Raw genomic sequence first — 25,132 nt, forward strand, 5'->3', positions numbered from 1 at the left:
TCAGCCCTTTTCGATATCGGGCGCATCTACGGCCTTCATGCCGACCACATGGTAACCGGCATCGACATGCAGGTTTTCACCGGTGACACCGGATCCAAGATCGCTCAGCAGATACAAAGCCGATTTACCGACGTCTTCGGTGGTGACATTGCGGCGCAGGGGCGAATTGTATTCGTTCCACTTCATGATGTAGCGGAAATCGCCGATGCCGCTGGCGGCCAATGTCTTGATCGGGCCGGCCGAAATGGCGTTGACGCGGATGCCGTCCTTGCCCAGATCTTCGGCCAGATATTTTACCGATGCTTCCAGCGCAGCCTTGGCCACACCCATGACATTGTAATGCGGCATTACCTGCTCGGCACCGTAATAGGTCAGGGTCAAGGCACTGCCGCCTTCGGACATCATCTTTTCCGCGCGCTGCATCACGGCGGTAAAGGAGTAGACCGAAATATCCATGGTCATCTGGAAATTACCGCGGCTGGTGTCGACATAGCGACCCCGCAGTTCGTTCTTGTCCGAAAACCCGATGGCGTGCACCAGAAAGTCCAGCTTGCCCCATTTTTCCTCGAGCGCGGCAAACAAGGCGTCCATTGACGCTTCGTCGCCCACATCACAGGGGAGCACAATGTCGCTGCCCAATTGTGCAGCCAGCGGATCAACCCGTTTCTTGAGCGCGTCCCCCTGATAGGAAAACGCCAGTTCGGCCCCGGCTTCTGCACAGGCTTTGGCAATGCCCCATGCAATGGATTTGTCATTGGCCAGGCCCATGATGAGACCACGTTTCCCGGCCATCAATTGATTTGTCATTCAGGTTCTCCACCCGTGTGTATTGATTGACAGACCTTTAAGTTATCAAACTCCGCTCATCAAGGGTGCCCGGGCTTGCCGGATATTGACTTGGGTTCTACGGTGCCGGGGAAAACGACAAAAGGTGTGACATGTCAGATCGTGCAGGAATATTTGCAGGCGATGATCCGTTCGAAATTGCCCGAACCTGGTTGGCGGCGGCCGAGGCCGAAGAAGTGAATGACCCCAACGCGATTGCGCTGTCGACGGTCGATGCAAACGGGATGCCGAATGCGCGTATGGTATTGCTCAAAGAGATCGAAGCGGATGCCTTTGTCTTTTATACCAATTATGGCAGCGCAAAAGCGCGCGAGATCGACGCCACGGGCAAGGCCGCGTTTGTCATGCATTGGAAATCGCTGCGCCGTCAGGTTCGGGTGCGCGGTACAGTGACGCGCGAAGAAGGGCCCCAGGCGGATTCCTATTACAAATCCCGGTCGCTCAAGAGCAAATTGGGGGCCTGGGCGTCCAAACAATCCCAGCCGCTGTCCAGCCGCGCGGGGTTGGTCGCAGAAGTTGCAAAAGTGACCGCGATGCATGGTCCCAACCCGTCACGTCCCCCATTTTGGGGGGGATTTAGGTTACACCCGACAGAAATCGAATTCTGGGCGGACGGGGCGTATCGGCTGCATGATCGGTTTGTCTGGCGGCGTCAAAACCTTGATGATGCTTGGGAAATTGCCCGACTGAGCCCCTGATATTCACGTATCGCGAATTGCAAGAGTATGAAAAGTCTTGAAATTTTCGGCTTGAATTCCCCCTGCAAAATCGCGCATCTCATCAGAGAAGCGTATAAACTAGAACTTTCGGTGGAAGTGTGGTGGCAGAAGATCTGAGCAGTATGTACCACGTCAAAGGGGTCGTGAAGTGGTTTGATCCAGCCAAGGGCTATGGGTTTGTCCTGGCTGATGAAGGTGGCCCCGACATCTTGTTGCATGTGAATGTGTTACGGAATTTCGGGCAGAGTTCGGTGACGGACGGTGCGGAAATCGAAATCGTGACGCATCGCACCGACCGGGGCGTGCAGGCCGTCGAAGTGGTCAGCATTTCGGCCCCCGACCGTGAAGCGACAACCGGTTTGAGCGATTTTGCCGAAGTGGACGAGAGCACGCTACGGGACTTGCCCTTGGAACCGGCCCGGGTGAAATGGTTCGACAAGGGCAAGGGGTTTGGCTTTGCCAATGTATTCGGCAGCAACGAAGATGTGTTTCTGCATGTCGAAGTGTTGCGCCAATCGGGATTGGCGGACCTGCAACCGGGCGAAGCTCTGGCCATGCGGGTCATGGACGGAAAACGCGGTCGCATGGCGGCCGAGGTGCATTCCTGGGAAACAGCACTGAACGGTGATGATGAGGCTGAGTGACAGTTTAAAGGGTGCAGCGCTGATACTGGCCGCTTTGACCCTGGGTTGGGCCGAAGCAGCCCGTGCCGCGTGTTCTGACAAGACGGTCGATCTGAGAGGCGATTGGGGGCAGGCGGGATTCGTTGTCGAACTGGCCGACACTGCCGAGGAACGATCCCAGGGTCTGATGTTTCGCGAAACAATGGCGCGCCGGTCCGGGATGCTGTTCGTATATGACCAGCCCCAGCGTGCCGTGTTCTGGATGAAGAACACGCTGATTCCCCTGGATATGATTTTTACGGATCGTGCGGGACGGGTGACCCATGTCCATCATGACGCGATTCCCGGCGATTTGACGCCGATTGATGGCGGCCAACAGGTTTACGCGGTGCTGGAAATCAATGCCGGCTTGGCCCGTCAGTACGGGATCAATGTCGGGTCTGAACTGCGCCACAAAATATTTTCAGATGGACCGGCGATTTGGCCCTGTTAGGGGTTTCCAAATCAGATTGGTGTCGCTAGTAAGACGCCACTGATCGGGGCGTGGCGCAGTCTGGTAGCGCACCTGTTTTGGGTACAGGGGGTCGTAGGTTCGAATCCTGCCGCCCCGACCAGTAAAACTTCTGAATATCGTTGTGTGAACCCACACTCTGCCTCTGGCAGGGTGCACACGACGATTCGGGATTGTGTCTGCTTCCCCCTCTATATGCCACATCTAGTGCCCGGTGCTGATCCCCAAGTGACGTCACGGTGAGTCTCTGCCAAAGCGCGAAATGCGGGCCTCTGGGGGCGATATTTCGGCAACATGCAGGGGTGGTCCGAACAAGGTTAAAAAAAAGTTTCGCCGTTAATACTTCCTAACAAAACCCTAACGTCTCGCGCTGGACCCTGTGAACAAGTTCGGCCAACCCGCTCTTGAAACGTATAAAATCAGGACCGCGACCCGGGTCGTGTTTTGCGGCGGCTTTGGGATGGATCTGTGGATGAATCATCTACGGCACCTGACCGGCGCAAAGCCAATTTTGGGTCAAGAGGGAAAGCGGGCAAGGGGGCTGAATAATTTCATTGACCAGCTATGGGGGTATACGTCAAATTGTGGGGGCTGACAGCGTGGCTACTAAATCTGGTATCAAAGCCAGAAGCCCGGTTCAGACGGGGATAGAAAACCAACTGGAATATTTTGGCTGATGCGCCAAAGGATTGCGTGGCCGTTCGCGGACCGCTTCTGGCTGTTTCCTGCCCGGTTTGACCGTCGGCGCAAACGCTGGGACGCAGGGCTGTGCAGGCCCAAACTGAAAACACAAACGGCTGGAGACGTTGGGGCAATGAAGATCGAAAGAAAATTTACCAAGGCCGGGCAGGATGCATATGCAGAGCTGGATTTCGCAGGTGTCACCTCGGAAATCCGCAACCCGGACGGCAGTATCGTCTTTCGACTCGAGAACATCGAGATTCCCACCAGCTGGAGCCAGGTCGCCAGCGATGTGATTGCCCAGAAGTATTTCCGCAAAGCGGGCGTCCCCAACAAGATCAAGACCGTGCGCGAAAAAGGTGTGCCCGAATTCCTGTGGCGGTCTGTTCCGGCCGAAAACAACACTGGATTTGGCGGCGAAACCTCGTCCAAGCAGGTGTTTGACCGTCTGGCAGGGGCCTGGACCTATTGGGGCTGGAAGGGCGGCTATTTCACCACCGAAGAGGATGCCCGCGCCTATTTCGACGAAATGCGTTTTATGCTGGCCACGCAAAAGGCCGCGCCCAACAGCCCACAGTGGTTCAACACCGGCCTGCATTGGGCCTATGGCATCGACGGCCCGGCCCAAGGGCACCATTACGTCGACCACAAATCCGGCAAGCTGACCAAATCCAAATCCTCCTATGAACATCCCCAACCGCACGCCTGTTTCATTCAGGGTGTGTCGGACGATCTGGTCAATGACGGCGGCATCATGGATCTGTGGGTGCGCGAGGCACGCCTGTTCAAATATGGGTCGGGGACGGGCACCAACTTTAGCCACTTGCGTGCCGAAGGGGAATCTCTGTCCGGTGGCGGCAAATCGTCAGGCCTTATGGGGTTCCTGAAAATCGGTGACCGTGCTGCGGGTGCAATCAAATCGGGCGGGACCACCCGGCGCGCAGCCAAGATGGTGATCGTCGACGCCGACCACCCCGATATCGAAGATTTCATCCAGTGGAAGGTGCTGGAAGAGCAAAAGGTTGCGTCGATCGTCGCGGGATCGAAAATGCACGAAAAGATGCTGAACGGCATCTTTGACGCAATCCGCACCTGGGACGGTGCCGAAGTCGATGCCTATGACCCGGCCAGCAACGACAGCCTGAAACAGGCGATCCGCGAAGCCAAAACGGTGATGATCCCGGAAACCTATATCAAACGGGTTCTGGATTATGCCAAACAGGGCCACACCAGCATCGAATTCCCGACCTATGACACCGATTGGGATTCGGAGGCCTATAATTCGGTTTCAGGGCAGAATTCGAACAACTCGATCCGGGTCACCAATGGGTTCCTGCACGCGGTGGAAAAAGACGCCGATTGGGAACTGATCAACCGCACGGATGGGCGTGTTTCCAAAACCGTCAAGGCGCGCGATCTGTGGGAAAAGGTCGGCCATGCAGCCTGGGCCTGTGCCGATCCGGGTATCCAGTACCACGATACGGTCAATGAATGGCACACATGCCCCGCCGATGGTGAAATTCGTGGTTCAAACCCCTGTTCGGAATACATGTTCCTGGATGACACCGCCTGTAACCTGGCGTCGATGAACCTGCTGACCTTTCTCAAGGACGGCAAGTTCCAGGCCGAGGATTACATGCATGCGTCGCGTCTGTGGACCGTGACCCTGGAAATCAGCGTGATGATGGCGCAATTCCCGTCCAAGGAAATCGCGCAGCTGTCTTATGACTTCCGCACGCTGGGTCTGGGCTATGCCAATATCGGCGGTCTGTTGATGAATATGGGCTACAGCTATGACAGCGACGAGGGACGCGCCCTGTGTGGCACCCTGACCGCGATCATGACGGGCGTCGCCTATGCCACCAGCGCCGAAATCGCCCGCGAATTGGGCCCGTTTGCGGGCTATAAACGCAACGCCGACAACATGCTGCGGGTCATCCGCAACCATCGCAATGCGGCCTATGGCGCGTCGGATGGCTACGAAGATCTGGCCATCAAACCCGTACCGCTGGATCAGGGGAATTGCCCGGATCCGCGTCTGGTCGAACTGGCCATGGGCGCCTGGGACGAGGCGCTGGCTCTGGGCGAAAAACACGGGTTCCGCAACGCGCAGGCCACAGTGATCGCGCCGACCGGCACCATCGGGTTGGTGATGGATTGTGACACCACCGGAATCGAGCCCGATTTCGCGTTGGTCAAGTTCAAGAAGCTCGCCGGTGGCGGTTATTTCAAGATCATCAACCGCTCGGTGCCGGCTGCCTTGGAAAAACAGGGCTATTCCAGCGCCCAGATCGAAGAGATCATCGGCTATGCGGTGGGTCACGGCACCATCGGCAATGCGCCTGCGATCAACCATACCTCGCTGGCCGGGCATGGCTTTGGCCCCAACGAGCTGCGCAAGATCGACGAAGCGTTGGAAAGCGCCTTTGACATCCGGTTCGTGTTCAACCAGTGGACTCTGGGCGAAGAATTCTGTTCCGGTGTGCTGGGCATTCCGGCGACCAAGCTGAACGATCCCACGTTTGACCTGCTGCGCCACCTGGGGTTCACCCGGGCCGACATCGAGGCCGCCAACGACCACGTTTGCGGAACCATGACGTTGGAAGGCGCGCCGCATCTGAAGGAAGAGCATTATTCGATTTTCGACTGTGCCAACCCGTGCGGCAAAAAAGGCAAACGCTTCCTGAGCGTGAACAGCCATATCGACATGATGGCCGCCGCGCAGTCGTTTATTTCGGGGGCGATTTCGAAAACCATCAACATGCCCAATGATGCCACCATCGAAGATTGCCAGGCCGCGTACGAGCGCAGCTGGCAGATGGGGATCAAGGCCAATGCGCTGTACCGGGATGGCTCCAAGCTGAGCCAGCCGCTGGCAGCCGCGCTGGTTGAAGATGATGATGACGCCGCCGATATTCTGGAAACCGGATCGCAGCATGAAAAGGCTGCGGTACTGGCCGAAAAGATCGTCGAAAAGGTGGTGGTCAAGGAGATCATCAAATCGCACCGTGAAAAGATGCCTCACCGCCGCAAGGGGTACACCCAAAAGGCGGTTGTGGGTGGTCACAAGGTCTATCTGCGCACCGGCGAATACGAAGGTGGCACCCTGGGCGAAATCTTTATCGACATGCACAAGGAAGGCGCCGGTTTCCGGGCGATGATGAACAACTTTGCCATCGCCGTGTCCGTAGGCCTGCAATACGGCGTGCCGCTGGAGGAATTCGTCGACGCCTTTACCTTTACCAAATTCGAACCGGCCGGGATGGTTCAGGGCAATGACAGCATCAAAAATGCCACTTCGATTCTGGACTATGTGTTCCGCGAATTGGCGGTGTCCTATCTGGACCGCACCGATCTGGCGCATGTGAAACCTCAGGGGGCCACATTCGACGATCTGGGCCGTGGCGAGGAAGAGGGCGTGTCAAACGTGTCCGAGCTGAGCGAAACCGCCGCCACCAAATCGCTGGAAGTGCTGAAACAGATTTCGTCGACCGGATACCTGCGCAAACGGCTGCCCCAGGAGCTGGTTGTGCTGCAAGGCGGGCAGGGGGCCACGGCGCTGAACAGTGCGGTCGATCCCGAAGCGGCGTTGCAGGCATTGGTACCGGAAACCAACCCGGCCCCGGCCGCCGTCGCAGCCCCTCTCAGCATGGATGCCCGCGCCAAGGCCAAGATGCAGGGATACGAGGGCGAAGCCTGCGGCGAATGCGGAAACTACACGCTGGTGCGCAATGGCACCTGTATGAAATGCAACACCTGCGGTGCAACCAGCGGGTGTAGCTGACGACATCGCGTCCGCGCGGACGTGTAGGGGATCAAAGGTCACAGGCCGATGTCCCCGACGAACTCGGAGAGCAGGGGTGCATCCCACCCGGTCTCTCCAAACACTCAGGGTGGGGCGGAATCCAGTCCTTCTCACTCTCTCACGGGGCGGGTGCGCTCGCCCCCGACGACGTCCAGGCCGCAGGCAAAAAAACACCGGGCGGTCAACGAATAGAGCCTGGATGGCGAAACTAGGGGGAGCTTCGGCTCCCTTTTCTTTTTTGCCTGTGCCGACTCGGGTTTTGGTGCCCCTGTCGGGCGTTTTGAGCAAGACCTTGCCAGACCGACCATCCAAACCCTGTGTCAAACCGCCGAGCCATTTTCAGCCGACTTGGCTGTGCGGGTTGCCGCAAGGGAAACAGGGCGAATCCGGCAGAGATCGGCAGGAAATTCGACCTGAGGGCCGTGCCGGGTGTCGGCCCGGATCAGACATGGTCATGTCGGTCTTGTCCAACAGACGGACACACCAACAATCTGGAGAGTACCAAAATGAAACGTTTGACCATGCCCGCCGTAACCGCCCTGATCCTCGGCCTTCCGACATTGGGCTGGGCGTCTACGGCCGCCGATGCCAATGCCGATGGCGTGCTGAGCCTGGAAGAGGTGATGGTTGCCCACCCCGAAATCAACCCCGAAACCTTTGCCAGCATGGACGCCAATGACGATGGCGTTCTGGACGCTGACGAAGTCGCCGTGGCTCAGGAAGCAGGTCTGTTGCCAGCCACGGACGGCTAAGACACCCAAACCCACTCACGGTTGCAACAAGACCAGAGAGCAGCAGCTAGCGTATTGCCGACCCCCAGTTCAACCGGCAATCGAATCTCTGGTCGGTCACAGGGCGCGATTCTGTCGCGCCCTGTGGTGTTGGGCAACCACCTCTTGCCAATCGGGCCCCTGCCAATCGGGCGGGCCGCCCATTTCCTGCTGGCCCCTTTGGCCCTGATGGTGCATGTAAAAGAACGCTCACTACTCAGGTCCGTTCATGTCCCGACTAAAAAATCACGCCGCCCGCGATCAATGGATTCAAACCACGCTGCGCGCGTTACCGGCAGGGAGCAGCCTGTTGGATGTGGGGGCTGGGGAATGCGCCTACAAACCGTTCTGTGATCATCTGGATTACCTGGCCCAGGATATTGCCGAATACGACGGTGCCGGCGATGGCGTCGGGTTGCATACCGGTGAATGGGACACGTCGCGGCTCGACTTTGTGTGCGATCTGTATGACATTCCCGAAGACCGTCAATTCGACACGGTGTTCTGTTCCGAAGTTCTGGAACATGTGGTTGATCCGGTGCGTGCCATTGAAAAAATGGCCCGGTTGACCAAACCGGGTGGGCAGATGATCCTGACCGCGCCGTTCAATTCGCTGACCCATTTCGCGCCCTACCACTATTGCACCGGATTTTCGCAGTATTTTTACAAGCTGCATCTTGAGCGGTTGGGGTTCGAACTGCGTGAATTGACCGCCAACGGCGGGTTCTTCGATGTGATGGACCAGGAATTGGGACGGGTCACCCGGACCCGCAAACAGTTCAAGGCCGGCCCACGGGAGCCGTTGACCTGGCTGTTGACGTCCTTGGCGCGGCTGAATGTGCGGCTGATTGCGGCGCTGGATGGGGGACGCATGGACCGTCGTTCCGCTCAGCTGCAGACCTTTGGTTGGCATGTGATTGCACAAAAGAAAAAAGCCTGACGGCTTCTTTTCATCTTGCCAATAAAACTCCGGGGGTGCGGGGGCTGGCCCCCGCGACCTGATCTGCTGCGCAGGAATGACCTGCACAGCAGAACGTCTTAAGACGGCAGGTGAATGTTGAATGCCTGACGCAGGGCCATGTCCAACTCTGCATCGAATCGCGCCGGGGCGCGTTGGCTCAGGATCTGTTCTTTTTTGGCGATTGCCTTTTGGATCAGATCGGGTTTGCCAATTTCAACCCATTCCTTGGGTGAGGTCCGGTCGCCCAGCGAGGGGTAAACAAAATCCTGCTGCATGCGGCCAAGGGTTTGCTCAGTCCCCAGATAGTGGCCAGGGCCATTCAGACACACGTCCGCGATCTGATCCAGTGCCAGGGTGTCATCGCTGACCTCAATCCCACGCACACAGCGCATCGCCTGGCCCAGCAAATCGTCGCTCAGGATCAGGGATTCCAGGCAGAAGCCCAGCAACGAGGCATGCATGCCAGCCGCTTCGTAGACCATGTTCAATCCCGACAGACCCGCCATGACAGCAGAACACATCTGCTCCCACCCGGCCTGCATGTCTGGCAGTTTGGAATCGGCTGCACCCGCCGCCGCACCACCGGGCAGGTCATAAAACGCATGCATCTGGGCACAACCCGCCGTCAGCAATGCCTGTTCGCCTGACCCGACAGTCATCGCACCGGTGCGCAAATCCAGACCAAAGGGCCAGGTGCCAACGATCGCAGGCGCGCCGGGTTTCACGGCGTTTACATAAACCAGCCCGGCCAGACATTCGGCCACGGCCTGTACGATCGCACCCGCAGTGGTTGACGGAGCAGTTGCACCCGCCATACCTGCGGACAGCAGCAACACGGGCATGCCCGCCTTGATGCATTCCTCCATGACCTCGCAGCTTTCGGTCGCGAATTTCATCGGTGGAACGACAAAGCAGTTCGAATTCGACACAAACGGACGTTCGCGCCATTTGTCTTCGCCCCCGGCGATCATGTGCAGCATTTCCACGGCTGGTGCCACATAGCTGGGATCGGTGAACGAGGTGCCGACGTGTTTGAAGGTGCCCGAACACGCAGCATAGATGGTGTTCAGATCCATTTCCCGGTTATCCAGGATATCGCGGCACACCATCGGGCGCTGAACGAAATGGATATTGTCCAGATGGTCACAGATGCGGGCGGCGTCATGCAAATCCTGGACCGTCGAATCGCGGTAATCCCGCCCGTGCACGTCAACGATGGACACTGCCGCGCCGGCGGTGCCGTAGTGTACCTTGTTGCCGGACAGATCCAGATCGGTTTTGCCGTCGCGGCTGTAGAGCGTGACAGACCGATTGGCCATGGCCAGCGTATCTTCGACCAACGCACGTGGAAAACGGATGCGCCCGTCTTCGCCCAGGGTGCATCCGGCGGCGGTCAGATACTCGACACCGCTTTGCGGGGCGTCTGCCAGACCGATGGTTTCCAGCGCATCCAGCGCGGCATGGTGAATGCGCAGGACCTGTTCGTCGCTCAACGGTTTGTAGGTGCCGCCTTCCATGCCGGGGCGAATTGGGCGCAGGTGGTCGGGCAGGGCGGTGGCACGGGCGGAACGGCGTGCGGCGCGACCGCCTCCACGTGCTGGTTTTCCTGAGGGAGTCTGAGTGTTCATTGAAGAGCCTGTCGTCAGATGGGATTGTTTTGTGTGTGTGGTCGGATCACACCAATGTCGGCCGTCCCCGCGCCGCACGTCCCCGCGCCGCACCGATTGTGCGGTAGACTAGGCTGACAAAACACCGTTCACCCTGCATGGAACCCCCTGTTTAGGAGGTCGATAATAAATCCGGGAAACGGCGGATCTAGTCCATTTGCGACCTGAGTGAAAATACCGACATTTTTTTCACTTAGGAACATGGTTAAGAATACTTGGGGTTTTTGCCAGGAAAATTTCCAGGAGACCTTTATAAGGTATTGTAATTGTTTGGGTTTGCCGATTTTTCATTTTGATCTGAGAAACCTTTCCTTAAGGAGTCATGCCCAAAATCAACGGGAAGGAGACTCAAACGTGGCGATACGTGATCAGAGAGACCCCCGATCCATCATGGCGCGATTTGGCCGGATCGGTTGTATCGCTCTGGGGGTCGGGATCGGGGGCCTTGCCGGTATCGGAACAGGCTCGGCCGAAGGGTGGCTGCCCACCTCAACGGTGACACCCGCGCACCTGAGTGTGGGCCAGCGGGCCGACATGCCCGGTGGGGATGCCGTGTTCGGGGTCATGCTGCGCCGGGGGGAGCCCCTGTTCCAGCACCACACAGGACAGGCGCGGTCCGTTAATCAGGTTGCTGTGGGGACACGCTTTGGGTCTGGGGCCCTGGCTGGCTTTGTCGGTGTTGGGTCGCCGTTGTCACCCAGTCATCACGGCCATTGGACGGAATTGCCGATGAGCCTGGGGTTTGATTATGTCCCCGCGCAGCGGGTTTTGTTCACGGGCGAAATCCTGTTTCCAGCCGAACAGTTCACCGGGCGTGCCCCGTCTGCACCTGGGGGGCATTCTGTTTTGCTGAGCGCGTCATTTCGATTTTAGATACTGACAGAGACGGCCAGATCGCGGGCACAGGCGGAGAAGAGGGGCGGAACCGGGACGCGGACGGTGTGGGGGCACCCCGGCGTTTCATGGCAATTGTCTTGGCGTCCGCGAATAGCCGTGCTATTGCATCCCCATGAGACAGACAAACCGCCTCATTATCTGCTGCATTACCTGCTGAGCACATCAGCGGGCCGGTTTCTGTCGTTTTCATTTCCGAAACAAGTTGCTAAGCCCGCGCTGCGCGCAGCCTTGGGAAAGGAATTGTCATGGCCCCGTCCACCGCGACGATCAAATTGTTGAATACAAAGACCCGCAAGAAGGAGGTCTTTGTGCCATTGGATCCGCAGAATGTGCGCATGTATGTCTGTGGCCCGACGGTCTATGACCGGGCGCATCTGGGCAATGCCCGCCCGGTGGTGGTCTTTGACGTCCTGTATCGGTTGCTGCGCGAGACCTATGGCGCGGATCATGTCACCTATGCGCGGAACTTCACGGATGTGGATGACAAGATCAACGCCACCGCGCTGGCCCGCAAGGAAGCGGGTGCACCGGGAACGCTGGAAGAACTGGTTCACGAACGTTCGGACGAGACCATCAGCTGGTACCTGAATGATATGGGCGAATTGGGTGTGCTGGAACCCAACCACATGCCGCGCGCAACCGAATACATCGCCCAGATGATCACCATGATCCAAGAGCTGATTGCCAAGGGCCACGCCTATGCTGCCGAGGGTCATGTGCTGTTTGCGGTGGACAGCTGGCGAGAGGGCTATGGCAAGCTGTCGGGCCGGTCCGTCGATGACATGATTGCCGGCGCGCGGGTCGAAGTTGCACCCTACAAGAAGAATCCGATGGATTTTGTGTTGTGGAAGCCATCAACGGACGATCTGCCCGGCTGGGACAGCCCGTGGGGACGGGGACGTCCGGGCTGGCATATCGAATGCTCGGCGATGTCGTTGGAGTTGCTGGGGGAAACCTTTGACATCCACGGCGGCGGCAATGATCTGATGTTCCCGCATCATGAAAACGAGATTGCGCAAAGCTGCTGTGCGCATGGGGATGACAGTTTTGCGCAGGTGTGGCTGCACAACGAGATGCTGCAGGTCGAGGGCAAGAAGATGTCCAAATCTCTGGGCAATTTCTTTACCGTGCGGGATCTGTTGGAACAGGGTATCCCCGGCGAGGTGATCCGGTTTGTGTTCCTGTCGACCCATTACCGCAAACCGATGGACTGGACGACACAAAAAGCAAGAGAAGCTGCTCGCGAGCTGGATTACTGGGCAACGACGTTGTCGTGCGATCCTGAACTTCTAAATACGCCCTTGTCATCGGTTAGTCCGGATCAGCAAGTTGTCGAAGCACTTTGCGATGATCTGAACACATCTTTGGCGCTTACGAAATTGAAATCAATTGCGAAATTTGTCGATAATAGCCTTGAGTATTTGGAATTATCCGATGCGGACCAGTTAAATGAGCGACGCGTATTCGTTGCAAGTGCTTCACTTCTAGGCTTTGATCTTTTGGACCTTGCTCGTCGAGTGAATGACCGGCTGTCAGTTAAGGATCTGGAATATTATACGCTGTCCCTTGTGCAAGCTAGGATTGAAGCCCGGGAAAGTAAGGACTTCTCGGAAATTGATCGCTTGAAAACTGCTTTTGTGGCAGCAGGTCTCGAAGTGCGAATGACCAAGGATGCCATCGAGTTGATACCCGGGCCAGATTTCGATCTCACCAAGCTGGAGGGGCTGTGATGGGTTTGACCGGAACAGGGGGGCTGTCTGCCCCCCGATCGCAGGCGATCTCCCCCCGAGGATATTTTGGGCCATGTGAAGCAGGGGAGACAGCGCATGGCTGAGCGGCTGTATTTGTATGACACCACCCTGCGCGACGGGCAGCAGACGCAGGGCGTGCAGTTTTCCACCTCTGAAAAAATACAGATTGCCGAGGCGCTGGACGCCTTGGGCGTGGATTACATCGAGGGCGGGTGGCCCGGCGCCAATCCCACCGACAGCGAATTTTTTAATGCCGCGCCGAAAACGACGGCGGTGATGACCGCCTTTGGCATGACCAAACGGGCCGGACGGTCGGCCGAGAATGACGATGTTCTGGCCGGGGTGATGAACGCCGGTACGCGCGCTGTCTGTCTGGTGGGCAAGAGCCATGACTATCACGTCACCCAAGCGCTGGGGATCACGCTGGACGAGAACCTGGAGAACATCCGGGCGTCGGTTGCGCATATCGTTGCGCAGGGGCGGGAGGCATTGTTTGACGCCGAGCATTTCTTTGACGGGTACAAGGACAATCCGGGCTATGCATTGGCGGCCTGTCGCGCGGCATTGGAGGCCGGGGCGCGGTGGGTTGTGTTGTGTGACACCAATGGCGGGGCGCTGCCTGCCGAGGTGGGCCGTATCGTGGGCGATGTGATTGCGGCCGGTCTGCCTGGGGATCATCTGGCGATCCATACCCACAATGACACTGAGAATGCGGTGGCCTGTTCGCTGGCGGCCGTGGACGCGGGGGCGCGCCAGATCCAGGGCACCCTGAACGGGTTGGGAGAACGCTGTGGCAATGCCAATTTGACCACATTGATCCCGACCTTGTTGCTGAAGGAGCCCTATGCCAGCCAGTTCGACATTGGCGTCAGCATGGAGGCATTGGCCGGGATGACCCGGGTCAGCCGGATGCTGGACGACATTCTGAACCGGGTGCCGACCCGGCAGGCCGCGTATGTGGGGGCTTCGGCCTTTGCCCATAAGGCGGGGCTGCACGCCAGCGCGATTCTCAAGGATCCGAGCACCTATGAGCATATTGAACCGGGGCTGGTGGGCAACGACCGGGTCATTCCGATGTCCAATCAGGCGGGCCAGTCGAACCTGCGCAAGCGGTTGAGCGATGCCGGATTGGTGGTCGAGGCCGGGAATCCGGCGTTGGGCACCATTCTGGAGCGGATCAAGCAGCGCGAATCCGATGGTTATTCCTATGATACCGCTCAGGCGAGTTTCGAGCTGTTGGCGCGCGCAGAGTTGGGTCAGATGCCCGCGTTTTTCGAGGTCAAGCGCTACAAGGTGACTGTCGAGCGACGCAAGAACAAATACAATCGGATGGTCAGCCTCTCTGAGGCGGTGGTTGTGGTCAAAGTCGATGGGGAAAAACGCCTGTCGGTCAGTGAATCGCTGGATGAAACCGGCAGCGATCGGGGGCCTGTGAACGCGCTGGCCAAAGCGTTGCGCAAGGATTTGGGCCGCTATTCCAAGACCCTGGACGATATGCGATTGGTGGACTTCAAGGTGCGGATCACACAGGGCGGGACCGAGGCCGTGACCCGGGTCATCATCGACAGCGAAGATGGCAGGGGGCGGCGCTGGTCGACCGTGGGAGTCAGCGCCAACATAATCGACGCCTCGTTCGAGGCGCTTTTGGATGCAATCCGGTGGAAATTGATTCGTGATACTGGCGAGACGGATGCAGTTTGACGACGATCTGATCGCCTGTGCCGATTTGGTGCGCAAAGGCGACCCGCAACGATTTCGCGCGGTGATGGCGGCTCCGGTGACAGCGCGGCCTGCGCTGTTTGCGCTCTATGCCTTTAACGTCGAACTGAGCCGCGCGCCCTGGGCCAGCGCCGAAAGTATGATCGCCGAAATGCGTGTGCAATGGTGGCGCGATGTGGGGGCCGAGATTGCTGGGGGCGGGCCGGTGCGGCGCCATTTTGTGGCAACACCATTGGCGCGGGTTCTGCCCGCGCATCTGGCCACGCTGATCGATCCCATGGCCGAGGCACGCCGATGGGATATCTATCGCGACCCGTTTGAGGATGAAGCTGCGTTGGATGCCTATCTGGAGGCCACAAGCGGGGCGTTGACCTGGATGGCAGCGGCCATGTTGGGGGCCGCTGATGAAGAGGTGGCACGCGACTTTGGCTATGCGGTGGGGGTGTCGAAATACCTGCAGGCGATCCCGGACCTGGAGGCCCACAAGCGGATTCCATTGCCAGATGGTCGCATGGAAGCGGTGTCAGCTTTGGCGCGCAAGGGGTTGTCAAGATTGGAGAATGCGCGAAAAATCAGAGCGCGAATTTCCAAAGCGGCAAGCCCTGCATTCCTGGTCGGCTGGGAAACTGACGCCTTGTTGAACCAAGCGTCAGACACGCCGGAACGGGTGGCGGACGGGACATTGGGCATCGGAGAGTTTCAAACCCGGTGTCGATTGCTGTGGCGAACGGCCACTGGGCGTTGGTAACGCGAAACGCCGGACCCAAAGGCCCGGCGTTCCCAAGTTCGTGGCTCTGATTACTCCCAACCGCCAGCGCGCATTTCCGCAGAAATTTCCAGCTGTACGGTGTCGGATGTGCCCGGCGCAAACATGCCAACACCAAATTCGGACCGCAATAGGGTTCCGGTGGCTTCGACGCCGACCCAATCGCCTTTGTAATAGTCGAAATAACCGCCCAGCGGGTGTTCACCATCAAAGGTCAGTTCGACATCCAGAACGGCCGGTTTGGTTTGATCCTTGACGGTCAGATCTCCGGTCAGACGCAGGTTTTGGGCACCGGTCTGGACGGCGCTGGTCGAGGTGAATGTGATGGTTGGATAGGTTTCGATGTCAAAGAAATCGGCGCTTTTCAGGTGATTGTCCAACGCAGCGACGCCGGTGTGCAGACTATCTGGGTCAATCGTGATTTGCGCCGATGTGGCGGTGACATCCGCTGGATCAAAATCGATGGTCCCGGACACTTGGGTCCATTCTCCGTGCTGTTCGGTCAGCCCGGCATGGTTCCAGGAAAACCGGACTTCGGTGTGGCCCGGGTCCAGATGGTATGTCTCGGCCCAGCCGGGGGCCGCCAATGCCAGAACAAGCGCGGATGAGGTAAGAAGCTTCATGGGAGATCCTGTGCGGTTTGAAATGAAGATGTAATTGCATCTATATCGCCCGACATGTAAAAACAATTCGCGACGCAGTCGCGTAACGGAGTTGTGAATGAGCGATTTTGCCAAACTTGAGGCCGCCTGGATTGCGCTGAACCGCGCGCAGAAACAGGTATACCAACGGATCGAACGGGCGCTGCTCAACGCTGGCCTGCCACGATTGAATTGGTACGACGTGTTGTGGGAGCTGGAATTGAGCCCGGAGGGGCTGCGACCCTTTCAGTTGGAAGAGCGGCTGCTGTTTGATCAATCCAGCTTTTCCCGGCAGGTGGCGCGTATGACACAGGAAGGATTGATAGAACAACGCCCGGCGCAAGAAGATCGCCGGGGCAAGCTGTTGATCCTAACGCCCAAAGGACGCGCGCTGCGTGCGCAAATGTGGGAGGTCTATCGCCCGATGATCGACACAGGCATGGCTGAATTGATTGCCAACGGCGGATTGGATGGAATTGCCCCGGTGCAGAACCCGCACCGAGACGCATGAAATCAGGTTTCCTTGGGACGCAGAACCAGCCAGATCAACGCACCACCGGCGAGCATCAGGAACGGGGCCATTGCCATGTTCACAGCCGACCACCCTTCGACAGCGGACCCACCCGAACAGTTCATCAATCCGCCCGATGACAGGGACGCAAGAGTGACGCCACCAAACACCAACAGGTCATTCAACCCCTGCATCCGCCCGCGTTCATGTGGTTCATGGGCTCCGGCCAGCATGGTGGTGGCCCCGATAAAGCCAAAATTCCAGCCCAGCCCCAGCAGCACCAGCGCGACAAAGAAATTCTCGAGATTGACACCGTTCAGAGCGACCGCGCCTGCACCGGCCAGAATGATCAATCCGGCTGCAACGACCTTTTCGACACCAAAGCGGGCGATCAGATGTCCGGTAAAAAACGACGGAATATACATGGCCAGCACGTGGCTGGACACCACGTTGGCCGCGTCCGCTTCGTCAAACCCACAACCGACCACGGCCAGCGGGGTCGATGTCATCACCAGGTTCATCAGCGCATACGATACCATGGCACAGATCACGGCCACGGCAATGCGTGGGGTTTTCAGCATCTCCCACCGGGTGCGTCCGCGCGGGCTGTCATGTGACGGTGCTTCGGGTTTTGGGATGTCCAGAAACAGGAACAGGCCAGATCCCAGGACATTCAAAGCGATGACCGTCAGATAAGTGCCAAAGAAGGGGATGACATACGCCTGGCTGGTCATCTTGACCAACTGTGGGCCAATCAGCGCAGCCAACAAGCCCCCGGCCATGACATAGGAAATCGCCTTTGGGCGGAACTCATCGGATGCGGTGTCGGCGGCGGCAAAGCGATAAAACCCGTGCGCGCTCATATAGACGCCGGTCAGAAAGCTGCCGATCAGAAATACAGGAAAGGATCCCAGATACAGACCATAGGCCCCGATGGCCGCCCCCAAAGAGCCGCCTGTCGCCCCCACAAAGAAACCGGCAGGACGCCCCCAACGCTGCATGATCGCCGAAATCGGCGTCGCCGACAGCATTGATCCCAACACGATCAAAGAAATCGGCAAGGTTGCAAAACAGGCATTGGACGCCAAGGATTGTCCAGCCAGTCCACCAACGATGAAAATCATCGGCATCTGCGCCCCGAGCACGGCCTGCGCCAAGACGAGGATGGCCACATTCCGCTTGGTGCGCGAGTCGCCGGTATGGGTGCTTATCATTGTCATATTCGGATCCGTAGCGGTGAACCGAAGGAGGGACAAGAATGTTGCAGCCATTGTGAACAGGGTTAATGATCGCAGATCTGAAAGAGAGGAAGTAACGTGGCGTCAAATGAGAGCTTGGGACGGATCATTCGGGGCGATGCCTGCGTGCAGGAAGGTGCGGGCTGGCTGGCAGAACAGGACAGCCGGTTTGCCTCAGCCCTGGAGCAGACAGGCGTTCTGCCCTTGCGACTGCGCCCTGATGGGTTTGCTCAATTGCTGAATGCAATCGTATCACAACAGGTGTCGGTAGCCTCGGCGAATGCGATCTGGGCGCGTCTGGAAGCGGCTGAATTGACCCAGCCGGATCAGGTTGGGCGTGCCAGCGACGAGGATCTGCGCGCCGCTGGCCTCAGCCGGCCAAAAGCGCGCTATGCCAAAGCCTTGGCCGAGGCAGGGATTGATTACATTGGATTGCGCACACGCCCAACGGATCAGGTGGTCGCCACTCTGGTGCAGGTACCTGGCATTGGAATGTGGACGGCCGAAATCTATGCGATGTTTTCGCTTGGGCGTGCGGATGTCTTTGCGCCGGGTGATCTGGCCCTTCAGGAAGCGGCGCGGGTGCTGTTTGATCTGCCTGAACGACCCAGCGAAAAGGCCCTGCGACACATGGCCGACGACTGGTCGCCGTGGCGATCGGTTGCGGCGCGCATCCTGTGGGCCTATTACCGGGTGATCAAGGACAGGGAAGGGATCCGATGACTCGTGTTTTGACTGCAGGGCGCAAAGAACCACTTTCGGGGAGCACCCGGTCGATTGTCGTGTTCCTGCACGGCTATGGGGCCAATGGGGCCGATCTGTTGGGGTTGGCGGATCCGTTGGGCGAACATCTGCCCGATACGTTGTTCGTGGCGCCGGATGCACCAGAAGATTGTGCCGGCTCGCCGATGGGATACCAGTGGTTCCCGATTCCCTGGATCGATGGATCCTCGGAAGAAGAGGCTATGCGCGGAATGTCCGCCGCTGTCGACGATCTCAACGCGTTTCTCGACGCATTGATGGTCGATGAAGATGTGCTGCCCGAGCAGGTGGTTCTGTTCGGGTTCTCACAGGGCACAATGATGAGCCTGCATGTGGCACCGCGCCGGGAAGACCCGGTCGCCGGTATCGTCGCGTTCTCAGGGCGTCTTCTGGAGCCGGATCTGTTGGTGGACGAGGTGGTCAGCAAGATGCCGATCCTACTGGTTCATGGTGATGCGGATGATGTGGTTCCGGTGCAATCGCTGCCCGAAGCGGCAGAGGCGTTGCAAAAGGCCGGTTTCACCGACGTCTATGCGCATATCATGAAGGGCACGGGGCATGGAATCGCGCCGGATGGGCTGAGCGTCGCGCTGGCCTTTATGCGGGACAAGCTGAGCCTCTGATTTCGCCTGGCCCTGCTTCTTTCTGGTTCAAAATACCTCGGGGTTTGGGGCAGAGCCCCAATGGGATGACCTCGAGCACAGCGCCCCATCTCAGGTCGACATATTGAAACCGCGGGGCTCCCGCCCCTTTGTCAGGCATCAAAGATGCCAGACAAAGCGTTGGGCCTGGCAGCACGCCTGCGGCGCGCTGTGCGCGGGATGTCAAATTAGGCGTCAGACCACAGGTGCGGTTCGGCAATTTCGATGGAATTGCCGGCGGGGTCGCGAAAATACAACGAATGGGCCCCATTAGGCCAGTCGAACTCGCTTTCGATGACAACCCCGGCTGCAATCAGCCGGGCGCGCATCTGGTCCATGTCCGCGCGGGGTTGTGCAAAGCAAAAATGCCCTGGGCCCCGCGCACCATGCGGCGGCACCGGAAAGCGGGGTGAGCTGGTGGGTTTGTCTGTTTCGGCCGGGTTGAACACCAACAGTGTCGCGGTGCCGACCCGAAAGAAGACATGGCGATTGCCGATCCGCTGGATTTTCCGCAATCCGATGACGGTGCCATAGAAGACTTCGGCTGCATCCAGATCGTCGACATACAGCGCAGCTTCGAGAACGGCAGAGGGGGCAGGGGCGTTGGGCAACATGGAGCCCAGCGTATCAGCGGTTGCCGCGCTTGTCAGGAGGCGGCAGGTCAGCCCATTGTCCGATTTGCAATCCTGTCACGGTCCAGGGGCCAATCCGGGCCCGGATCAGGCGCAGGGTCGGGTGGCCGACGGCGGCGGTCATCCGGCGGACCTGCCGGTTTCGACCTTCGCGGATGGTCAGTTCGATCCAGCTGTCGGGGATGGACTTGCGCACCCGGATTGGCGGTGTACGCGGCCACAGCCCATCTGGTTCCGGTATCAGCGTGGCCTTGGCCGGGCGGGTCAACCCGTCCTTTAGCTCAACGCCATCGCACAATGCCTGGATGGCCTGTGTATCGGGCAAACCTTCGACCTGAACCCAATAGGTTTTGGCCATCTTGTGGCGGGGGTCGGCAATCTGGGCCTGAAGACGTCCGTCATCGGTCAGCAGCATCAGGCCTTCGCTGTCGCGATCCAGTCGACCAGCGGGATAGACCTGTGGCACGTCGATGAAATCGGACAGCGTGGCGCGCGGTGTTCCGCTGGTACCGCGATCGGTGAACTGTGGCAGCACATCAAACGGTTTGTTAAATCGGATCAAGCGGGTCATGGACCGCAAATACGGTCCTGCGGGCCCAGGCACAAGCCCGCGATTTCATCCGTACTGATCCGGCGCTGACCCTACACCAATCTTACGCCGATCCATGCCTGTCATTACGCTGTCATCTTTGTGGGGCACCCTTGGGCGAGATATTGTGTGATCTGGGGGCTTGTCAGGTCTCAACCACGATATATAGTTATCGTATGGCAGGGGCGGGTTCCCCGCTCTGGTGTCGGGACGCAGGCAGACAGGGCGAGGAAGACGTTGATCATGGACGGAAACTTCAGGACCGAATTTGTACGTGAGCCGGGGGCTTTGAAACAGCATCCGGCCTTGGTGCTGAACGCGGATTATCGACCGTTGTCCTATTACCCGCTATCGCTGTGGTCCTGGCAGGAGGCGATCAAGGCAGCCTGGTTGAACAGGGTGGATATTGTCGCCGAATATGACGAGGTGGTTCATTCGCCCAGCACCGAAATCCGAATACCCTCGGTGGTGGTGTTAAAGGATTATGTGACCCCCAGAAAGCGCGTGGCCTTCACGCGCTTTAATTTATTCTTGAGGGACGGATTCCGCTGTCAATACTGTGGTTCCAAAGGGGATCTGACGTTCGACCATGTCGTGCCGCGCGCTGCTGGTGGCGTGACCAGTTGGGAAAATGTTGTTGCGGCCTGTTCACCCTGCAACCTGCGCAAGGGATCCAAACCGTTGCATCGTGTGGGCATGTCGTTGCGCAAACCTCCGCGTCAGCCGGGAGCCGAAGAATTGCGCAATGTCGGGCGCAAATTCCCGCCCAACCACCTGCATGAAAGCTGGATGGATTTTCTGTATTGGGATGCCGAACTGGACGCCTGATCCAGCGCAGCCTGCGCAGGGGAGCACCCTCCTATGGTGCGGCAGAAAAAAGCCGGAGCCCATAGGCTTCGGCACTAGGTGGCGCCCCGAAGAACGCAGTGGTTTATGCAGTGTGTTCTCAGGGAGCAGCGCGCTGCAACATTCCGAACAGATCACGCGGATCGTCCGGATCCGCCAGCATGTCCAGATCAAAGAAATAGTCGGTGTCTTTGATCCGGTCGCGGATATAGCGCAGGGCGCTAAAGTCCTCGATGGCAAAACCAACACTGTCAAACAGCGTGATCTGGCGATTGTCACGCCGCCCTGGTTTGGTGCCTGAAATTACTTCCCACATTTCTGTTACGGCAAAATCGGGGGCCATCTGTTGAATTTCGCCCTCGATGCGGGTCTGGGGTGGGTATTCCACAAAGACGTCCGAACGGCTGAGGATGCCGGGTGCCAGTTCGGTCTTGCCTGGGCAATCGCCGCCGATTGCGTTGATGTGCACGCCGCTGCCAACCATATTGTCGGTCAGGATGGTGGCGCATTGTTTGTCCGCTGTGCAGGTGGTCAGAATGTGTGCGCCTTCGATGGCCGATTCCGGTGATGTACACCGCACCACCTTTAGACCGGTGCCGTCGAGATTGCGGGCACATTTTTCCGTGGCCGCAGGATCCTGATCATAGAGGCGAACGGATGTCACGCCGCAGATTGCCTTCATCGCCAGGCTCTGGAATTCGGATTGGGCACCATTGCCGATCATGGCCATGGTGTCTGCCCCTTTGGGAGCCAGGAATTTCGCCACCATGGCCGATGTCGCCGCCGTGCGGAGCGCCGTCAGGATGGTCATTTCGGTCAGCAGAATCGGATAGCCAGTGTAAACATCAGCCAAAAGGCCAAAGGCGGTGACTGTTTGCAGGCCTTCCGAGGTGTTCTTGGGGTGGCCGTTGACATATTTGAAACCATAGGCTTCGCCGTCAGATGTGGGCATCAATTCGATTACCCCGACATCGGAATGAGAGGCCACACGCGGTGTCTTGTCAAACAGCTCCCAGCGTTTGAAATCGGCTTCGATATAGGCGGCCAGATCGCATAGAACCTGTTCGATACCTACATGATGAACCAGCCGCATCATATTGTCGACACTGACAAAAGGCACCAGTGCCTTGTCGGATGGTTGGTTCATTGGGAGATCCTTTCTCTTGGGCTCAGATGGACGCCGGCCAGCATGCAACGCACCGAACCTCCGGCGGTTTCGATTGTCGGGACATGCAGGGGCAGCGGTTGGGCCGACCGTTCAATGATTGCGATCTGTTCGGGGTGCAGCGCATCCAGCGCGCGGGCTGACAGGGCCAGCAGACGGTGGTGGCCGGTCAATTCGATGGCATTGCCAGCAAAATTCGCGATCTGGTCGTGTGTCAGGTCAATGACCGCACGCCCCGATTCCTCCAAACGACCGGCAATCTGGCGTCGGCGGTTGGGATCCGTGATCATGTCCAGGCAAATCAACGCATAATCGGTCCCAATGCCCATCAGTACATTGGTGTGATAGACGTCGCGCCCCTGGGCATCCCGAGCCTGAAACGCCATCGGTTCGAAATTGAAATGGGTGCAAAACCGCTCTAACAGGATCGGGTCGGCCCGGTTGGATTGCACCGTATAGGCAATACGTCCGATATGGTCGAGCACCATGGCTCCGGTCCCTTCGAGCGCGAGCCCATCCTGTTCAAGCCCGGAATAATCTATCACATCCTGCACGCGGTAGTCGCGCTTGAGCAGTTCGATGACATCCATGCGCCGTTCCAATCGGCGGTTGGGGGCAAACATCGGATAGACCGCCACATGCCCTCCGGCATGAGTTGAGAACCAGTTGTTGGGAAACACGCTGTCGGGCGTTTGCGTCCCGGTGTCATCAAAGGCATGTACCGTGACACCGGCGTCGCGCAGCGTGCCAACAGCCGTGTCAAACTCGGCCAGCGCCGCCTGAGATGTGGCCGTGGCGGAACGGTTTGACAGGGTTTGGAACGCGTTGTCGTCACGCGTTTCAGGGTTCGAACAGAAATGATGCGGGCGGATCATCACCACCGCACGGGGTGCTTGCAGAATATTCAACGAAAGCTCCGGGTTGGGCGATCAAAGACATGGCGTCCCAGCGCCGAAGCACAGAGATCCACCATCAGATGTGCGGTGCGTCCGCGTTCATCCAGAAACGGGTTCAGTTCAACCAGATCAAGCGAGGTCATCAACCCGCTGTCATGCAGGATTTCCATGACCAGATGGGCCTCGCGCACGGTGGCCCCGCCCGGGACGGTGGTGCCGACAGCCGGGGCATATTCGGGGTCGATAAAATCCACGTCCAGCGAAACATGCAACATGCCGTTTTCTGCGGCGACCCGCTCCAGAAAGGCCGTCAGAGGGCGCACAATGCCCTGTTCGTCGATCTCGCGCATGTCGTGGCGTGCGATCCCTGTGCCCTGCAAGGCTTCGCGCTCTGGTGTATCGACCGAACGCAGGCCAATCATGCAGACGTTTTCCTGTGGCACGGGGGAGGTCACTTTGGGGAAACCGCCAAAGTCGGGGCGTCCGGTGAAATAGCCAACCGGAGTGCCATGCAGGTTGCCGGAATCGGTGGTCATAGGTGTGTGATAGTCGGTATGGGCGTCCAGCCACAGCACGAACTGGGGGCGCCCCTGTTTGGCGGCATGATTGGCCACACCAACAACCGATCCCAAAGACAGGCTATGATCGCCCCCCAGAAAGATCGGCAACCCGCGGTCCATCGCCTCTTCGGCCACCCGGATCAATCTGTTGGTCCAACCAATGGTTTCATTGGGGGCAAACAGCGGACCATCGTCGCTGTCGGCGGGATGTGACGCGGGGGTGAAATTTCCCAGGTCCTTGATCTTGTGCCCCAGCGATTGGATTGCCTGTGCCAGGCCAGCAGTGCGATAGGCATCCGGCCCCATTAGGCAGCCGGGCCGCCGCTTACCGCTGTCCACGGGAGCGCCGATCAGAATACAGGTTTGCGGAGTCACGTTTGGTGCCTTTCAAATGTTTCAATGCCAAATGGCCTCCGAAACGTGATGGATTCCAGCCACCAATTTGTGCAATATGGAACCCAATTGATCAAAATGGGTGTCGATATGGACGAAATGGACGGAAGGCTGATCGCCGCGCTCAGACATGACGCGCGCGCATCCTTGTCTGATCTGGCCTTGCAGCTGGGATTGTCGCGCACAACAGTGCGCAGCCGGATCGAACGGTTACAGCAACGCGAGGAAATTGTTGGCTTTACAGTTGTGTTGAAGGCCGATGTGATGCGAGACCCGGTCAGGGGATTGATGATGATCGGGATCGAAGGGCGCGGCGCCAACCGGATCACCCGGCAATTGCAAAGCTTGCCCGAGGTGCGCGCGATTCATTCCACCAACGGGCGTTGGGATCTGATCGTTGAACTGGGCACCGGCACACTAGAGGATCTGGACAAGGCCCTGGCACGTATTCGTGGGTTGGATGGTGTTCAAACCAGCGAAACCAACCTGCTCCTCTCGACCAAGAAACAGTCGTGAAGCCGGTCGGGCAGGGGCCTGGCCCC

Annotated in this window: 24 protein-coding genes and 1 tRNA gene; 16 read left to right on the top strand and 9 right to left on the bottom strand. The window is 58.4% G+C overall.

What is annotated here, in order from left to right:
• A complete protein-coding gene (gene fabI, locus K3727_10275) occupies nt 1-807 on the bottom strand; it encodes an enoyl-ACP reductase FabI (protein UWQ93132.1) in 807 nt (268 codons plus the stop codon).
• A 131-nt stretch (nt 808-938) separates the two neighbouring features.
• Here fabI and pdxH point away from each other — a divergent pair, with 131 nt between their 5' ends.
• The 7 genes from pdxH (at nt 939) to K3727_10310 (ending at nt 8,895) form a co-directional block, all read left to right on the top strand.
• Nucleotides 939-1,544 (top strand): pyridoxamine 5'-phosphate oxidase, encoded by a 606-nt coding sequence (gene pdxH / locus K3727_10280; protein ID UWQ93133.1) that lies wholly within the window; start codon nt 939-941, stop codon nt 1,542-1,544.
• A gap of 122 nt (nt 1,545-1,666) precedes the next feature.
• Nucleotides 1,667-2,209 carry a cold shock domain-containing protein gene (locus tag K3727_10285; GenBank protein ID UWQ93134.1) on the top strand — a complete coding sequence of 181 codons (543 nt, stop codon included), beginning with the start codon at nt 1,667-1,669 and terminating at the stop codon, nt 2,207-2,209.
• Entirely contained in the window at nt 2,193-2,681 is a 489-nt protein-coding gene (locus K3727_10290; GenBank protein ID UWQ93135.1) for a DUF192 domain-containing protein, read from the top strand. The genes K3727_10285 and K3727_10290 overlap by 17 nt, the downstream gene beginning before the upstream one ends.
• 44 nt (nt 2,682-2,725) lie before the next feature.
• Nucleotides 2,726-2,802, top strand: a tRNA-Pro gene (locus tag K3727_10295).
• A 711-nt stretch (nt 2,803-3,513) separates the two neighbouring features.
• The gene (locus tag K3727_10300) at nt 3,514-7,164 is read left to right on the top strand and encodes a vitamin B12-dependent ribonucleotide reductase (GenBank protein ID UWQ93136.1); all 3,651 of its coding nucleotides are present in this window, start codon (nt 3,514-3,516) and stop codon (nt 7,162-7,164) included.
• Nucleotides 7,165-7,691: 527 nt separating this feature from the next.
• A complete protein-coding gene (locus tag K3727_10305) occupies nt 7,692-7,937 on the top strand; it encodes a hypothetical protein (protein ID UWQ93137.1) in 246 nt (81 codons plus the stop codon).
• Between the two features lie 247 nt (nt 7,938-8,184).
• Entirely contained in the window at nt 8,185-8,895 is a 711-nt protein-coding gene (locus tag K3727_10310) for a class I SAM-dependent methyltransferase (GenBank protein ID UWQ93138.1), read from the top strand.
• Nucleotides 8,896-8,993: 98 nt separating this feature from the next.
• Here K3727_10310 and K3727_10315 read toward each other — a convergent pair whose 3' ends face one another.
• Nucleotides 8,994-10,544, bottom strand: a complete 1,551-nt coding sequence (locus K3727_10315) for a trimethylamine methyltransferase family protein (GenBank protein UWQ93139.1) — start codon at nt 10,542-10,544, stop codon at nt 8,994-8,996.
• A 393-nt stretch (nt 10,545-10,937) separates the two neighbouring features.
• Between K3727_10315 and K3727_10320 the strand changes: the two genes are divergently transcribed.
• The 4 genes from K3727_10320 (at nt 10,938) to K3727_10335 (ending at nt 15,698) form a co-directional block, all read left to right on the top strand.
• Nucleotides 10,938-11,456 (top strand): hypothetical protein, encoded by a 519-nt coding sequence (locus K3727_10320; protein ID UWQ93140.1) that lies wholly within the window; start codon nt 10,938-10,940, stop codon nt 11,454-11,456.
• A 269-nt stretch (nt 11,457-11,725) separates the two neighbouring features.
• Nucleotides 11,726-13,210 (top strand): cysteine--tRNA ligase, encoded by a 1,485-nt coding sequence (gene cysS / locus K3727_10325; protein UWQ93141.1) that lies wholly within the window; start codon nt 11,726-11,728, stop codon nt 13,208-13,210.
• 96 nt (nt 13,211-13,306) lie between these two features.
• Nucleotides 13,307-14,932, top strand: a complete 1,626-nt coding sequence (gene cimA, locus K3727_10330; protein UWQ93142.1) for a citramalate synthase — start codon at nt 13,307-13,309, stop codon at nt 14,930-14,932.
• Nucleotides 14,922-15,698 carry a squalene/phytoene synthase family protein gene (locus K3727_10335; protein ID UWQ93143.1) on the top strand — a complete coding sequence of 259 codons (777 nt, stop codon included), beginning with the start codon at nt 14,922-14,924 and terminating at the stop codon, nt 15,696-15,698. The genes cimA and K3727_10335 overlap by 11 nt, the downstream gene beginning before the upstream one ends.
• Nucleotides 15,699-15,748: 50 nt before the next feature.
• Here K3727_10335 and K3727_10340 read toward each other — a convergent pair whose 3' ends face one another.
• Nucleotides 15,749-16,339, bottom strand: a complete 591-nt coding sequence (locus K3727_10340) for a YceI family protein (protein UWQ93144.1) — start codon at nt 16,337-16,339, stop codon at nt 15,749-15,751.
• Between the two features lie 97 nt (nt 16,340-16,436).
• Between K3727_10340 and K3727_10345 the strand changes: the two genes are divergently transcribed.
• Complete coding sequence (locus K3727_10345; GenBank protein ID UWQ93145.1) at nt 16,437-16,868, top strand: MarR family transcriptional regulator; 432 nt, start codon at nt 16,437-16,439, stop codon at nt 16,866-16,868.
• 2 nt (nt 16,869-16,870) lie between these two features.
• Here K3727_10345 and K3727_10350 read toward each other — a convergent pair whose 3' ends face one another.
• Nucleotides 16,871-18,139 (bottom strand): MFS transporter, encoded by a 1,269-nt coding sequence (locus K3727_10350; GenBank protein ID UWQ93146.1) that lies wholly within the window; start codon nt 18,137-18,139, stop codon nt 16,871-16,873.
• 63 nt (nt 18,140-18,202) lie between these two features.
• Here K3727_10350 and K3727_10355 point away from each other — a divergent pair, with 63 nt between their 5' ends.
• A complete protein-coding gene (locus K3727_10355; protein UWQ93337.1) occupies nt 18,203-18,829 on the top strand; it encodes a DNA-3-methyladenine glycosylase 2 family protein in 627 nt (208 codons plus the stop codon).
• Nucleotides 18,826-19,491 carry an alpha/beta fold hydrolase gene (locus K3727_10360; GenBank protein UWQ93147.1) on the top strand — a complete coding sequence of 222 codons (666 nt, stop codon included), beginning with the start codon at nt 18,826-18,828 and terminating at the stop codon, nt 19,489-19,491. Before K3727_10355 ends, K3727_10360 begins: the two co-directional genes overlap by 4 nt.
• 206 nt (nt 19,492-19,697) lie before the next feature.
• Here K3727_10360 and K3727_10365 read toward each other — a convergent pair whose 3' ends face one another.
• Nucleotides 19,698-20,123, bottom strand: a complete 426-nt coding sequence (locus tag K3727_10365) for a VOC family protein (GenBank protein UWQ93148.1) — start codon at nt 20,121-20,123, stop codon at nt 19,698-19,700.
• 13 nt (nt 20,124-20,136) lie between these two features.
• The gene (locus K3727_10370; GenBank protein ID UWQ93149.1) at nt 20,137-20,712 is read right to left on the bottom strand and encodes a pseudouridine synthase; all 576 of its coding nucleotides are present in this window, start codon (nt 20,710-20,712) and stop codon (nt 20,137-20,139) included.
• 261 nt (nt 20,713-20,973) lie between these two features.
• Here K3727_10370 and K3727_10375 point away from each other — a divergent pair, with 261 nt between their 5' ends.
• A complete protein-coding gene (locus K3727_10375) occupies nt 20,974-21,558 on the top strand; it encodes an HNH endonuclease (protein ID UWQ93150.1) in 585 nt (194 codons plus the stop codon).
• 118 nt (nt 21,559-21,676) lie between these two features.
• On the opposite strand, the gene K3727_10380 is transcribed toward K3727_10375, so the two are convergent.
• From K3727_10380 to rocF, 3 genes are read right to left on the bottom strand one after another with little or no spacing between them, the layout of a single operon-like run.
• Complete coding sequence (locus tag K3727_10380; GenBank protein ID UWQ93151.1) at nt 21,677-22,723, bottom strand: ornithine cyclodeaminase; 1,047 nt, start codon at nt 22,721-22,723, stop codon at nt 21,677-21,679.
• Entirely contained in the window at nt 22,720-23,649 is a 930-nt protein-coding gene (locus K3727_10385; GenBank protein ID UWQ93152.1) for an amidinotransferase, read from the bottom strand. Before K3727_10385 ends, K3727_10380 begins: the two co-directional genes overlap by 4 nt.
• Entirely contained in the window at nt 23,646-24,572 is a 927-nt protein-coding gene (gene rocF / locus K3727_10390) for an arginase (protein ID UWQ93153.1), read from the bottom strand. Before rocF ends, K3727_10385 begins: the two co-directional genes overlap by 4 nt.
• A 108-nt stretch (nt 24,573-24,680) precedes the next feature.
• On the opposite strand from rocF, the gene K3727_10395 reads away from it, so the two are divergent.
• Complete coding sequence (locus K3727_10395; protein ID UWQ93338.1) at nt 24,681-25,106, top strand: Lrp/AsnC family transcriptional regulator; 426 nt, start codon at nt 24,681-24,683, stop codon at nt 25,104-25,106.
• Nucleotides 25,107-25,132 lie beyond the last annotated feature (26 nt).

Source organism: Rhodobacteraceae bacterium M382 (genome assembly GCA_025141015.1).
In the GTDB taxonomy this organism is placed as follows: domain Bacteria; phylum Pseudomonadota; class Alphaproteobacteria; order Rhodobacterales; family Rhodobacteraceae; genus Aliisedimentitalea; species Aliisedimentitalea scapharcae.